This is a genomic window from Pseudonocardia yuanmonensis (genome assembly GCF_039542425.1).
GTDB classification, from domain to species: Bacteria; Actinomycetota; Actinomycetes; order Mycobacteriales; family Pseudonocardiaceae; genus Pseudonocardia; species Pseudonocardia yuanmonensis.
Map to the genome: position 1 here is coordinate 239,351 of NZ_BAABIC010000003.1, position 13,480 is coordinate 252,830.

Annotated in this window: 12 protein-coding genes; 9 read left to right on the forward strand and 3 right to left on the reverse strand. The window is 73.8% G+C overall.

Annotated elements, in window-relative coordinates; all coding sequences use genetic code 11:
* Positions 1-24: 24 nt before the first annotated feature.
* From zwf to ABD990_RS05765, 4 genes are all read left to right on the forward strand, one after another.
* A complete protein-coding gene (zwf, locus tag ABD990_RS05750) occupies positions 25-1,587 on the forward strand; it encodes a glucose-6-phosphate dehydrogenase (RefSeq protein ID WP_345378829.1) in 1,563 nt (520 codons plus the stop codon).
* A gap of 23 nt (positions 1,588-1,610) precedes the next feature.
* Positions 1,611-2,555, forward strand: coding sequence for a glucose-6-phosphate dehydrogenase assembly protein OpcA (gene opcA / locus ABD990_RS05755; RefSeq protein WP_345378830.1), 945 nt, complete (start codon positions 1,611-1,613; stop codon positions 2,553-2,555).
* Positions 2,552-3,331, forward strand: coding sequence for a 6-phosphogluconolactonase (gene pgl / locus ABD990_RS05760; protein WP_345378831.1), 780 nt, complete (start codon positions 2,552-2,554; stop codon positions 3,329-3,331). Before opcA ends, pgl begins: the two co-directional genes overlap by 4 nt.
* A gap of 61 nt (positions 3,332-3,392) precedes the next feature.
* Positions 3,393-3,767, forward strand: coding sequence for an NYN domain-containing protein (locus ABD990_RS05765; protein ID WP_345378832.1), 375 nt, complete (start codon positions 3,393-3,395; stop codon positions 3,765-3,767).
* A 62-nt stretch (positions 3,768-3,829) separates the two neighbouring features.
* Here ABD990_RS05765 and ABD990_RS05770 read toward each other — a convergent pair whose 3' ends face one another.
* Positions 3,830-4,327 carry an Lrp/AsnC family transcriptional regulator gene (locus ABD990_RS05770; RefSeq protein ID WP_345378833.1) on the reverse strand — a complete coding sequence of 166 codons (498 nt, stop codon included), beginning with the start codon at positions 4,325-4,327 and terminating at the stop codon, positions 3,830-3,832.
* Positions 4,328-4,440: 113 nt separating this feature from the next.
* Between ABD990_RS05770 and ABD990_RS05775 the strand changes: the two genes are divergently transcribed.
* The 3 genes from ABD990_RS05775 to ABD990_RS05785 all read left to right on the forward strand — a co-directional run bounded on the left by ABD990_RS05775 (position 4,441) and on the right by ABD990_RS05785 (position 6,702).
* Positions 4,441-4,929, forward strand: a complete 489-nt coding sequence (locus ABD990_RS05775; protein WP_345378834.1) for a VOC family protein — start codon at positions 4,441-4,443, stop codon at positions 4,927-4,929.
* Between the two features lie 30 nt (positions 4,930-4,959).
* Positions 4,960-6,171 (forward strand): formate-dependent phosphoribosylglycinamide formyltransferase, encoded by a 1,212-nt coding sequence (purT, locus tag ABD990_RS05780; protein ID WP_345378836.1) that lies wholly within the window; start codon positions 4,960-4,962, stop codon positions 6,169-6,171.
* 81 nt (positions 6,172-6,252) lie between these two features.
* A complete protein-coding gene (locus ABD990_RS05785) occupies positions 6,253-6,702 on the forward strand; it encodes a rhodanese-like domain-containing protein (RefSeq protein WP_345378838.1) in 450 nt (149 codons plus the stop codon).
* A gap of 10 nt (positions 6,703-6,712) precedes the next feature.
* On the opposite strand, the gene ABD990_RS05790 is transcribed toward ABD990_RS05785, so the two are convergent.
* Both ABD990_RS05790 and ABD990_RS05795 read right to left on the reverse strand, forming a co-directional pair.
* Positions 6,713-7,831 carry a lysylphosphatidylglycerol synthase transmembrane domain-containing protein gene (locus ABD990_RS05790; protein ID WP_345378839.1) on the reverse strand — a complete coding sequence of 373 codons (1,119 nt, stop codon included), beginning with the start codon at positions 7,829-7,831 and terminating at the stop codon, positions 6,713-6,715.
* Between the two features lie 105 nt (positions 7,832-7,936).
* Positions 7,937-9,205, reverse strand: coding sequence for a TrpB-like pyridoxal phosphate-dependent enzyme (locus ABD990_RS05795; RefSeq protein WP_425569488.1), 1,269 nt, complete (start codon positions 9,203-9,205; stop codon positions 7,937-7,939).
* Between the two features lie 237 nt (positions 9,206-9,442).
* On the opposite strand from ABD990_RS05795, the gene ABD990_RS05800 reads away from it, so the two are divergent.
* Together ABD990_RS05800 and ABD990_RS05805 are read left to right on the forward strand one after the other, a co-directional pair.
* Entirely contained in the window at positions 9,443-10,204 is a 762-nt protein-coding gene (locus ABD990_RS05800; RefSeq protein ID WP_345378842.1) for a hypothetical protein, read from the forward strand.
* The gene (locus ABD990_RS05805) at positions 10,170-13,424 is read left to right on the forward strand and encodes a bifunctional cytochrome P450/NADPH--P450 reductase (RefSeq protein WP_345378843.1); all 3,255 of its coding nucleotides are present in this window, start codon (positions 10,170-10,172) and stop codon (positions 13,422-13,424) included. The genes ABD990_RS05800 and ABD990_RS05805 overlap by 35 nt, the downstream gene beginning before the upstream one ends.
* The last annotated feature ends 56 nt before the right edge of the window (positions 13,425-13,480 follow it).

A 13,480-nucleotide genomic window follows, 5' to 3' on the forward strand; every position in this document is an offset into this window, starting at 1 on the left:
CCGAGCCGAGAGACGGAGCGTGTCATGACCAGCGGGACCAGAGGCATCCCGGCGAGCACCGCGCACTGGGTGAACCCGCTGCGGGACCCCCGCGACAAGCGGCTGCCGCGCATCGCGGGGCCCTGCGGCCTGGTGATCTTCGGGGTGACCGGCGACCTGTCGCGCAAGAAGCTCATGCCGGCGATCTACGATCTGGCGAACCGGGGGCTGCTGCCGCCGGGCTTCGCGCTCACGGGATTCGCCCGCCGGGACTGGGACGAGCAGGACTTCGGCCAGGTCGTCCACGAGGCCGTCAAGCAGCACGCCCGCACCCCGTTCCGGCAGGAGGTGTGGGACCGGCTCGCCGAGGGGTTCCGGTTCGTCCAGGGCTCCTTCGGCGACGACGACGCCTTCGATCGGCTCGAGCACACCGTCCGGGACCTGGACCGGGTCCGCGGCACCGGCGGCAACCACGCCTTCTACCTGTCGATCCCGCCGTCGGCCTTCCCCGTGGTGTGCAAGCAGCTCGCCCGCTCGGGGCTGTCCGCGCAGAACGACGACCAGTGGCGTCGCGTCGTCATCGAGAAGCCCTTCGGCCACGACCTCCAGTCGGCCAAGGAGCTCAACGCGATCGTCAACGACGTCTTCCCCGAGGACTCGGTCTTCCGGATCGACCACTACCTCGGCAAGGAGACGGTGCAGAACGTCCTGGCGCTGCGCTTCGCCAACCAGCTGTTCGAGCCGATCTGGAACAGCAACTACGTCGACCACGTGCAGATCACCATGGCCGAGGACATCGGCCTGGGCGGGCGCGCCGGCTACTACGACGGCATCGGCGCGGCCCGGGACGTCATCCAGAACCACCTGCTGCAGCTGCTGGCGTTCACCGCGATGGAGGAGCCGACCTCCTTCTCCTCCGACGAGCTGCGCGGCGAGAAGATCAAGGTGCTGCGGGCGACCAAGCTGGTGCAGCCGCTGTCGGAGACGACCGCCCGCGGCCAGTACACGGGCGGCTGGCAGGGCGGCGAGCTGGTCCGCGGGCTCAAGGAGGAGGAGGGCTACGACCCGAACTCCACCACCGAGACCTTCGCCGCGATCACCTGCGAGATCGAGACCCGCCGCTGGGCCGGCGTGCCGTTCTACCTGCGCACCGGCAAGCGCCTGGGCCGTCGGGTCACGGAGATCGCGGTGATCTTCAAGCGCGCGCCGCATCTGCCCTTCGACTCCACGATGACCGAGGAGCTGGGGCAGAACGCGCTGGTCATCCGGGTGCAGCCGGACGAGGGCGTCACCATGCGGTTCGGGTCGAAGGTGCCGGGCAGCCAGATGGAGGTCCGGGACGTCACCATGGACTTCGGCTACGGCACCGCGTTCACCGAGGCCTCCCCCGAGGCGTACGAGCGGCTGATCCTCGACGTGCTGCTCGGCGAGCCCTCGCTGTTCCCGGTCAACGAGGAGGTCGAGCGGTCCTGGGAGATCCTCGACCCGGTGATCGACTACTGGCACTCGCTGCCGGAGGGCCCGCCGCCGTACCACGCCGGCAGCTGGGGCCCCGAGCAGGCCAACGCGATGCTCGCCCGCACCGGCCGCAGCTGGCGCCGGCCCTGAGGACTCGGACGAGGAGCCCACACATGATCGTCGACCTCCCGTCGAGCACCACCTCGGCGGTGAACAAGAAGCTCGTCGAGCTGCGCGAGCGCGGCGGCGTGCTCGCCCTCGGCCGGGTGCTGACCCTCGTCGTCGTCACGGACGACGGCGCCGCGATCGAGAACGCCATCGAGGCCGCCAACACCGCCAGCCGCGAGCACCCCTGCCGGGTGATCGTGCTGGCCCGCGGCCAGCGCAGGGCCGCGGCCCGGCTGGACGCCCAGATCCGGGTCGGCGGCGACGCCGGCGCCAGCGAGGTCATCGTGCTGCGCGGCTACGGTGCGCTGGCCGGCGGCGAGGCGGGGGCCGGCATGGTCATGCCGCTGCTGCTGCCGGACGCCCCGGTCGTCGCCTGGTGGCCCGAGGAGGCGCCGACCGTGCCGGCCGAGGACCCGATCGGCCAGCTCGCCCAGCGCCGCATCACGGACGCGCTGTCGTCGAAGAACCCGGTGAAGGCGTTCGAGCAGCGCCGGGCGCACCACGTCGCCGGCGACACCGACCTCACCTGGACCCGGCTCACCCAGTGGCGCGCGCTGCTGGCCGCGGCGCTGGACTTCCCGCCGCACGACGAGGTCACCGGCGCGCTGGTCGCGGGCGAGCAGGTCTCGCCGTCGACCGACCTGCTCGCCGGCTGGCTGGTCACCCGGCTGGGGGTGAAGGTCAAACGCTCCCCCGCCTCGCGCGGCCAGGGTATGTCGCTGGTCCGGCTCACCCGGGCGTCCGGCCCGGTCGAGCTGGTCCGCCCGGACGGCAAGACGGCCACGCTGTCGCAGCCCGGTCAGCCGGACCGGATGATCGCGCTGGCCCGCCGCGGCGTGCCGGACTGCCTCGCCGAGGAGCTGCGCCGGCTCGACCCGGACGACACCTACGGCGAGGCCCTCGCCGGCGTGGACAACGTCTCCCGGGGCCGGACGGCGGTGAAGGTGTGAGCGGCGGCGCTCCCGAGATCGCGATCCACTCGGACGCGGACGTGCTGGCCGCGGCCACGGCCGCCCGGCTCGTCACCCGGCTCGTCGACCTGCAGGCCACGGGCGGTATCCCGCGCCTGGTGCTGACCGGCGGCGGGGTGGGCGTCAAACTGCTCGCGCACATCCGGGACTCGCCCGCGCGAGCCGCGGTGGACTGGTCCCGCGTGGAGTTCTACTGGGGCGACGAGCGGTTCCTGGCCGCCGGCGACCCCGAGCGCAACGAGACCCAGGCCCGCGAGGCCCTGCTCGACCACGTCGGCGTCGACCCGTCGCTCGTCTACCCGATGGGGGCGGACGTCGGCACCGGGCCGTCCGGCGCCGACGAGGCCGCCGCGGAGTACGCGGACCTGCTCGCGCGGAAGGCGCGGCCCGAGGATCACGGGGACGTGCCGGCGTTCGAGATCATGCTGCTCGGGATGGGCGGCGAGGGGCACACCGCGTCCGTCTTCCCGGAGTCGCCGGCGGTCTACGAGACCGAGCGCACCGTGGTGCCGGTCTACAACTGCCCGAAGCCCCCGCCGACCCGGGTCTCGCTCACCCTGCCGGCCATCCGTACCTCGCAGGAGGTCTGGATCGTGACGGCCGGGGAGGAGAAGGCCGCGGCGGTCAGCATGGCGCTCGGCGGGGCGGGCGAGGTCGCGATCCCGGTCGCCGGCGCCCGCGGCCGGATCCGCACCCGCTGGCTGGTCGACCGCGCGGCCGCGTCCAAGCTGCCCAAGGACCTCCGCAACCCGTGAGCGGCAACTGCCCCTGGAGGGGCAGTTCGCACTCACGACCCCGGTCGACCTGGGAGGACGCGTGCGGCACCTGATCGTCGACGGCGCCAACGTGGTCGGCTCCCGGCCGGACGGCTGGTGGCGGGACCGGGCGGGCGCGGCGGGCCGGCTCGCCGCGCAGCTCGCCGAGGCCCAGCGGGCCGGGTCGCTGGCCGCGCTCGGCGACCAGGTCCTGCTCGTGCTCGAGGGCGCGGCGAGGAGGGCGGAGGTTCCCGAGGACCTCGACGTGCTGCTCGCGCCCCGGGACGGCGACTCGGCGATGGTCGAGCTCGCCCACGACCTGGGCGCGCGGGACGAGGACGTCTGCGTGGTGACGGCGGACCGCGAGCTCACCCGGCTCCTTCACGCCGTCGGCGCGCACACCGTGAAACCCGGCGTCCTCCTCGCCCTGCTGTGAGCGAGCGGCAGACTCGCTCGGCCCTGGTGAGGAATGCTGTTCGTGCAGCAGCCGTGGATCGCTCAGCGACGGCGGGGTGAGCGGGCGGCCGCGGCGGCCCGGGCGTGCACCGCGCCTGCGACCACCGACCGGCGCGGCAGCGGGCTCGAGTAGACGACGCTGGTGGTCACCCCGCCGAGCCCGGCCACCCGCCCGGTGACCTCCTCCAGGTGCCGCATGGTCCGGGTGCGGACGGTGAGCACGAAGCAGTCCTCCCCCGTCACGTGGTGCGCCTCGATGATCTCCGGGGTGGTGGCGAGCAGGTCGCGGAAGGGCGTGTAGTTGCCGCTCGGGTAGCGCAGCCGCACCAGCGCCATGATCGGCAGCCCGAGCTTCTCGGGGTCGACCTCGCACCCGTAGCCGGTGATCACCCCGCTCTCCTCGAGCCGGCGGACCCGCTCGGTGACCGCGCTGGGCGAGAGCCCGACGAGCCGACCCAGATCGGCGTAGCTCGCCCGCCCGTCGCGCTGCAGGGCTTCCAGCAGGCGCCAGTCCGTATCGTCCAGGGAATCCGCGGTCATTCGGGCACTGTAGCCGTCGAATGCACAGGTCCCGACGCGGCACCGGTGAGTCCGTCCGGCTCCTGACGTCCCTCCTCGTACGAGAACGCCCGACCCGATCACGAGGAGCCCCGATGAAGCAGATCGCCACCTGCCTGTGGTTCGACGGCCAGGCGCAGCAGGCCGCCGAGTTCTACACCTCCGTGTTCCCGAACTCGGAGATCACCGAGATCCAGTACTACCCGGAGGGCGCGCCCGGCCCCGCCGGCGAGGTCATGATCGTGTACTTCACCCTCGACGGCCGCGACTTCGCCGGGCTCAACGGCGGCCCGCAGTTCCCGCACACCGAGGCGATCTCGTTCGTGGTGCCGTGCGAGAGCACCGAGGAGATCGACCGGTACTGGGATGCGCTGATCGACGGCGGTCAGCCCCAGCCGTGCGGGTGGCTGAAGGACAAGTTCGGCGTCTCGTGGCAGGTCGTGTCGCTCGAGGCCGAGGAGTGGATGAAGGACCCCGACACCGCGAAGGCCAACCGGACGATGCAGGCCATGCTCTCCCAGTTCGGCAAGCCGGACGTCGAGGCGATGCGCAAGGCCTACCTCGGCGAGACGGCGGACGCGTGACCGGCCGGGGTGCCGATCTACGCTGACCCCATGCGCAGCGCCACCCGGATCGGCACCCCGCTCGCCCCCTCCGCCACCCGCGTCATGCTGCTCGGCGCGGGCGAGCTCGGGAAGGAGGTCGTGATCGCCTTCCAGCGGCTCGGCGTCGAGGTCGTGGCCGTCGACCGCTACCCGGACGCGCCCGGCCACCAGGTCGCGCACCGCGCCCACGCCATCGACATGACCGACCCGGTCGCGCTCACGGCGCTGATCGAGCAGGAGCAGCCGCACTACGTCATCCCCGAGATCGAGGCGATCGCGACCACCGCCCTGCTGGCCGTCGAGGACGCCGGCACCGCCACGGTCGTCCCGACCGCCCGGGCCACCCGGCTGACCATGGACCGCGAGGGCATCCGCCGGCTCGCCGCCGAGGGACTCGGCCTGCCCACCTCGCCGTACGCCTTCGCCGACTCGCTCGACGAGGTCCGTGCCGCGATCGAGGGCGGGATCGGCTTCCCGTGCGTGCTCAAGCCGGTGATGTCGTCCTCGGGCAAGGGGCAGTCCCTGCTGCGCTCCGAGGCGGACCTCGAGCGGGCGTGGCACTACGCCATGGCCGGCGGCCGGGTCGCCGGCACCCGCGTGATCGTCGAGGGGTTCGTCGACTTCGACTACGAGATCACCCAGCTGACCGTGCGGGCGACCGGGCCCGACGGCACGATCGGCACCCACTTCTGCGCGCCCATCGGTCACGTCCAGCGCGAGGGCGACTACGTCGAGTCCTGGCAGCCGCAGGCCATGTCCGAGGCGGCACTGGCGGGCGCCCGCGAGGTCGCCGGCCGCATCACCGAGGCCCTCGGCGGACGCGGGATCTTCGGCGTCGAGCTGTTCGTGCGCGGCGACGAGGTGCTGTTCTCCGAGGTCTCGCCGCGCCCGCACGACACGGGCCTGGTCACGCTGGCGAGCCAGCGGCTCTCGGAGTTCGAACTGCACGCCCGCGCCGTGCTGGGCCTGCCGGTCGACGTCGCCCTGCGCTCGCCCGGCGCGTCCGCGGTGGTCTACGGCGGGGTCGACGCGAAGGCGGTCGCGTTCGAGGGGGTCGACGCCGCGCTGGCCGTCCCCGGGACGGATGTGCGGCTGTTCGGCAAGCCGGAGAGCTTCGTGAAGCGCCGGATGGGCGTGGTGGTCGCCGCGGCCGACGACGTCGAGACGGCCCGGTCGCGCGCGGCGGAGGCCGCCGGACTCATCCGAGTCGTCGCGGACTGACCGTGGATTCCACGGAAGCACAGCCGCTCTGGCGTGGATCCTGCCTTTCCCGGCGCCACGGCGAGGCCTAGCGTCCCGAGCATGACGACCATCCTTCCGCCCTCGCCCGTGCTCGCCGTCCCACCCGCCCCACCGGCCGAGGCGGCGGCCTTCTTCGCGGCGCGGTTGACCTTCTTCACCGACGTCGCCGACGTGCACGCCGCGCTCACCGCGTCGGAGCCCGGGTTCGTGCTCGTCGACACCCGCAGCCGCGCCGCCTGGGACCAGGGCCACGTGCCCGGCGCGGTGCACCGCCCGCACGTCGAGCTCCCGGGGGACCTGGACCCGGCCGTCCCCGTCGTCACCTACTGCTGGGGCCCCGGCTGCGACGCCGCCACGCGCGGCGCGCTCGCCCTGGCTCGCGCGGGGTTCCGGGTCAAGGAGATGCTCGGCGGGATCGAGTACTGGATCCGAGAGGGCTTCCCGGTGCAGACCGCCGCGGGGACCCGCCGCGCCGAGCCGGACCCGCTGACCGCGCCCTGCGGCTGCTGACCCGGGTCCCTCAGGTCCCGGGCACCGTGCTCGGCGGGAGCCCGGGCTCCCCGGCCGCACCGGTGCGGTGCCGGTGCCAGTGCGGCGGGGTGAGGTGGATCTGCGTGGCGTAGACGACCCACCCGACCACCGACAGCCCCAGCCAGGTGATCAGCCGGTAGACCAGCACGGTCGCGGCGGCGGGCGCGGCCGGGGCGCCCGAGGCGAGCAGCACACCCAGCAGCCCGGTCTCCGCCAGGCCGGCGCCGCCGGGCAGGACCTGCAGCGCGATGCTGAGCTGGACGACGAGGAAGCCGAGCGCGAGGGTCTCCCACCGGGCGTCGAGCCCCAGGGCGACGGAGCAGGCGTGCAGGGCCAGGAAGTCCGCGGCCCAGCTGGCGAGGGCGGTCCCGGCGAGCAGCAACCACTGCAGGGGCGTCGGGTGCAGGATGTCGATGCGCTCGGCCAACCGGTTCGCCGTGGCCTCCGGGTCCGACGCCCAGCCGCCGCGGCAGTCGTGGCACACGCCCGGCACCCGGCGCCACAGGTGCACGAGACCGAGCAGGAGCCGGTGCAGCACCGAGGCGTGCGTCAGCACCGACCAGAACCCCATCGTCCCGACCGTGATCGCCGCGCCGACCAGCACGGCCAGCCACATCGGCATCCAGCCGGCCCCCGCCACGACGAAGACCGCCCCGACCAGCAGGACGATCGTGGACAGCGCCCCCGGCAGGAACACCGACCACGAGGCCAGCGCCGCGTCGACCCCGCGGCTGCGCAGCCGCGCGATGGAGTACGCGAGCGCCCCCGCCCCGCCGACGACCGGCACGGTGTTGGCGATGGCGTTCTCGGCGAAGGTGATCGCCTGCACCGTGCGGCCGGCCACCGGGGTGCCGCCGATGACGAGCATGGATCGGTGCAGCTCGCCGTAGAGCACGAGCGCCGCGACCGCCAGCGCCACCGCGAGAGCCACCCAGCCCGGCCGCAGGTGGGACAGCGGTTCGTCCGCCTCGCGGACCGCGTGGACCATCTCCGGCAGCTGCCACGCGATGTAGCCCAGCGCGGCCGCGACGAGGATCCAGTGCAGGATCGACTTCAGGTGCCGCAGCGGCCAGGAGACGACGGCGCGCACGCGTACCGCTGCCGCCATCGCCCCTCCCGGTGTCCGCTCCCGCACCCAGGCTAGCCCCGGGCGGAACCGGCAACCGCGATCCCCGTCACCGGTCCGCGGGCCACGGGCGGCGCCGGCCCCCGGTCAGCCCTGCTCGTCCGGCAGCCGTCCGTGCAGGTAGTCGTCGTAGGCGGACAGGTCGAGGAAGCCGTGGCCGCAGTAGTTGAAGAGGATGACCTTCTCCTCGCCGGTCTCCTTCGCCGCCAGCGCCTCGTCGACCACCGCGCGGATCCCGTGCCCGGCCTCGGGCGCCGGGATCTTCCCCTCGGCCCTGGCGAACTGCACCGCGGCCTCGAAGACCTTGCCCTGCGGGTAGGCCACCGCCTCCATCCGCCCGGCCTTGACCAGCGCCGACACCAGCGGGGAGTCGCCGTGGTAGCGCAGCCCGCCGGCGTGGATCGCCGGCGGGACGAAGTCGTGCCCGAGCGTGTACATCGGCATGAGCGGGGTGAGCCCGGCGACGTCGCCGTAGTCGTACTCGAACGTGCCCTGGGTCAGGGTCGGGCAGGACAGGGGCTCGACCGCGACCAGCCGCACCCCGGCGTCCGGCACGAACGGGAAGGTGATCCCGCCGAGGTTGGAGCCGCCCCCGCACGGCGCGATGACGACGTCCGGCAGCCGCTCCCCCGCCAGCTCCAGCTGTTCCTTGGCCTCCAGCCCGATCACGGTCTGGTGCAGCAGCACGTGGTTGAGCACGGAGCCCAGCGCGTAGTGGGTGTCCTCGCGACCGATGCAGTCCCGGACGGCGTCGGAGATGGCGGCGCCGAGCGAGCCGGGGTGGCCCGGCTCGTCGACCGGCGACGGGACCACCGACCCGCCCCAGGTCTCCATGGCCACCCGCCGGTACGGCTTCTGCTCGAACGAGGCCCGCACCATGTAGACCTGCAGCTCCAGGTCGAACTGGGCGCAGGCGAAGGACAGCGCGGTGCCCCACTGCCCGGCCCCGGTCTCGGTGGTGAGCCGACGGATGCCCTCGCGGGCGTTGTAGAAGGCCTGCGGCACCGCGGTGTTCGGCTTGTGGCTGCCGGCCGGCGACACCGACTCGTCCTTGAAGTAGATCCGGGCCGGGGTGCCGAGCGCCTTCTCCAGCCGCTCCGCGCGCACGAGCGGGGTCGGCCGCCACAGCCGCAGGATGTCCAGGACCTCGCCCGGGACGTCGATCCACGGCGCCGTGGACACCTCCTGCCCGATCAGCTCCATCGGGAAGAGCGGCGCCAGGTCGTCCGGGCCGACGGGCTCGCGCGTGCCCGGGTGCAGCGGCGGGTCCACCGGCTCCGGCAGGTGCGGCGCCACGTTGAACCACGCGCTCGGGATGCGGTCGGGCGGCAGCGTCCAGCGACTCATGGCGCGCAGGCTAGCGATCACGGGACCGGCGAGGAAGGGCCCATCGGCCGCCCCGGGAGGCACCTGCGTACGCCCGTCCCGGCGGTCCCGATCGCCCGGGTTGCCCCGTCGGACTCGGGCCCAACGGTCCTTGCCACCGTGCACGGACGGGCCAAGCATCGCCCGTCAGCAGGGCCGCGCGGTCGCGACGGCCGGCCGGCGGCGTGCCGGACCGGGGTCTCGGCCGGCGCCGCCGCGGGAGATCCCATGCCTGCACCGGTCCGTCCGGAGCCGACCGTCGCTCCTGCCGTCCGTCCCGACCGCGCCGAGGTCGTCGCGCTCGCCCGCGCGGCCGGCGGATCGGGGGTGGTGTTCGCCGTGCTGTTCGTCGTCGCGCTGGTCCTGGTGTCGCAGGGTCCCGGCCTCGACGCCCCCGACGCGGCCTACACCGCCTTCTTCACCTCGGGCCGGGCCTCGCTGCTGGTCTCCGTCGGCCTGTACGTCGTGCCGTTCGCCGGGATCGCGTTCCTGTGGCACCTGGTCGCGACCCGCACGTACCTGCAGGTCATGACGCCGCGCTCGTGGGCCCGCATCCCGCACTGGCTGCACCTGGCGTCGGGCGTCGTGTTCGTCTGCCTGCTCTTCGCCGGCACCGCCACCGGGGGCGGCGCCGCGCTGCTCACCCGCTTCTCGTCCGCCGCGCCCCCGCCGCCGGACGTCGTCCGCACCCTGATGACGGTCGGCTTCACCATGGTCTTCGTCTACGGCGTCCGGGCCGCGGGCATGTTCATGATCACCACGACGACCGGGCTGGGTCGCGCGCTCCCCCGGCCGCTCGCCGTCGTCTCCTACCTGGCCGCAACGTTCCTGCTGGTCAGCACCACGTTCCATCCCTCGGTCCTGCTCGTGTTCCCCGGCTGGGTGCTCGTGCTGAGCGTCCTGTTGCTGGTGCGCCGACCCGGACGGGAGGACGGCCCCAACAAGGAGGACACGCATGACGAGCGCAGACACGAACGCGAGCCCGGGTGACGGCCGGATCATCGGGATCGACGACCTGCCGGGTCCGCACCCGCTGCCCCTGCTCGGCAATCTCCTCGACATCGACAGCGCCGCGCCCCTCGACGGCTTCTCACGGATGGCGACGGAGTACGGCCCGATCTACCGGGTCAGCCTGCCGATCGGGACGCGGCTGATCCTCTCGGGCGCCGAGCTCGCGCAGGAGGTGTTCGACGACGCCCGGTTCGACAAGGCGCTGGGCGGCGGCCTGGCCCAGCTCAGCGAGGGGGCGATCGGGAACGGGTTGTTCACCTCCGAGACCGACGACCCGCTCTGGCACCGGGCGCACGAGATCCTCATGGCGCCCTTCTCCATGCGCGCGATGCGCGACTACGTGCCGCGCATGGTGGACATCGCCGAGCAGCTCATGGAGAAGTGGGCCCGGCTCAACCCCGGCGAGGAGGTCGACGTCCCGGCGGACATGACCCGGCTGACGCTCGACACGATCGCGCTCTGCGGGTTCGGCTACCGGTTCAACTCCTTCTACCGCGACACCCCGCACCCCTTCGTCCAGGCCATGACCCGGGTGCTGACGGAGGCCCAGGGCCGACAACGCCAGCTGCCCATCCAGACCCGGCTGCGCGTCCGCGCGCAGCGGCAGCTCGAGGAGGACACGGCCTTCATGAGCGACCTGGTCGACGGGCTGGTGCGCGAGCGCCGGGCCCAGGGCGAGGCCGCCGACGACACGGACCTGCTCGGTCGCATGCTGGTCGGCCGCACCCGGGACGGCGAGTCGCTGCCCGACGAGAACATCCGGGCGCAGTGCATCACGTTCCTCATCGCCGGCCACGAGACCACCTCCGGCCTGCTCTCCTTCGCGATCTACGAGCTGCTGAAGAACCCCGAGGCGGCGCAGCGGGCCCGCGACGAGGCCGACGAGGTCCTCGGCGACGACGCCGCGCCGACCTTCGAGCAGATCGGCCGGCTCCGGTACGTCCGGCAGGTGCTCGACGAGACGCTGCGGCTGTGGCCGACCGCGCCCGGCTTCACCCGCCGGCCCCGCGAGGACACCGTGATCGGCGGCCGGTACGCGATCCCGGCCGGGACGCCGATCACCGTGCTGGCGGGGGCCCTGCACCGGGACACCTCGGTGTGGGACGACCCGGAGCGGTTCGACCCCGACCGGATGGCCGCGGAGAAGCTCGCCGCGCTGCCGCCACACGTCTACAAGCCCTTCGGCACCGGCCAGCGGGCCTGCATCGGGCGGCAGTTCGCGCTGCAGGAGGCCACGCTCGTGCTCGGCATGCTGCTGCAGCGCTTCGAGCTCGAGGACCACCTCGACTACCAGCTGCACACGAAGACCACGCTGACCGTGAAGCCGGAGGACTTCCACATCCGGGTGCGCCCGCGCCCCGGCCGCACCCTGCGGGCCGCCCCGGAGACTGACGGGGCGGGCACCACGGTGGCCCGCGAGGCCGTGCCCGCCGGCGCCCCGGAACCGCTGGTGACGCGGCACGGCACCCCCCTCGCGGTGCTGTTCGGCTCCAACCTCGGCACAGCGGAGGCGCTGGCCACCACGCTGGCCGGCGAGGGCACCGCACGCGGCTTCGACGTCACCCTCGCCCCGCTCGACGACGGGGTGGGCGCGCTGCCGGAGAAGGGCGCCGCGATCGTCGTCAGCTCGTCGTACAACGGCACCCCGCCGGACAACGCCGCGACCTTCTGCGCCTGGCTCGACGGACCCGAGGCGACGGTGCCGGGCACGGCGTTCGCGGTGTTCGGGTGCGGCGACAGCGAGTGGGCCGGGACCTACCAGGCGGTGCCGACCCGGCTGGACGAGGGGCTGGCCGCGGCGGGCGGGCGGCGCGTCCACCCGCGTGGCGGCGGCGACGCCAGCGGGGACTTCGACGCGGCCTACCGCGAGTGGCACGCGGGCCTCTGGCCGGACCTCGCCCGGTCCCTCGACCTGCCGGAGGAGGTGGGCGCCGAGCTGCGGCAGGGGCCGCGGCTGACGGTCACGCTCACGAACCGCCAGGCCACCAACCCCGTCGTGCTCTCGTACCACGCCCGCCCCGCCCGGATCACGGCCAACCGGGAGCTGATCCTCGGCGAGGACGGCAAGCCGCCGGAGCGGTCGACGCGGCACGTGGAGATCGCCCTGCCCGAGGGCGTCGGCTACGGCGCGGGCGACCACCTCGGCGTCCTGCCGCGGAACGGGATCGACCCGATCCGCCGGGTGATCACGCACTTCGGGCTCGACGGCGCGCAGTACGTCACGATCATCCCGACGGGCACGGCGCCGACCCACCTGCCGATCGACGAGCCCGCCCCGTTGCTGGGCGTGCTCGCGACCTGCGTGGAGCTGCAGGACGTGGCGACCCGCGGGGACGTCGAGACCCTCGCCCGCTACGCCACGGACCCGGCCGAGCGGGCCGACCTCGAGGAGCTCGCCGGCGACGGCTACCGGGCCGGCGTGGCCGAGCCGTACCTCTCGGCGCTCGACCTGCTCGAGGCGTTCCCCTCGTGCGCGCTGCCCTTCGCCGAGTTCCTCGAGCTGCTGCCGCCGCTGCGCCCGCGGTACTACTCGATCTCCTCGTCGCCGCGGGCGGGCGCCGGGGACTGCAGCATCACCGTCGGTGTCGTCCGCGGGCCCGCCCGCTCCGGCTCCGGTGTGTACCGCGGCACCTGCTCCGGGCACCTGTCCGAGCTGCCCGAGCAGGGCACGGCGTTCGTCTTCGTGCGCAAGCCGACGATCGCCTTCCGCCCGCCGGTCGACCCGACCACTCCGATGATCATGATCGGGGCCGGGACCGGGCTCGCGCCCTTCCGCGGGTTCCTCCAGGACCGCGCCGCCGACCAGGCAGAGGGCCGGACCGTGGGCCGGTCCCTGCTGTTCTTCGGCTGCCGCACCCCGCAGTCCGACGAGCTCTACGCCGAGGAGCTGCGCGGGCTCGAGGAACAGGGCCTCGTGCACGTCGTCCCCGCGTACTCACGGTGCCCCGGCGAGCCGCGGCGGTACGTGCAGGACGCGGTGCTCGAGCACGCCGACGAGGTGTGGGAGCTGCTCCAGCAGGGGGCCGCCGTGTTCGTCTGCGGCAACGCCTCGACCATCGCCCCCGGTGTTCGGGCGGCGCTGCGCGAGGTGTTCCGGGACCGGACGGGCGCCTCGGAGGCCGACGCCGACGCATGGCTCACCGGGCTGCGCGCCGCCGACCGGTTCCTCGAGGACATCTGGGGCAGCGGGACCGGCTGAGGCCGCTGCCACCCCGGCCGGGCGGTTCCGGGAACGCCGACGGCCCCGCGGGATCC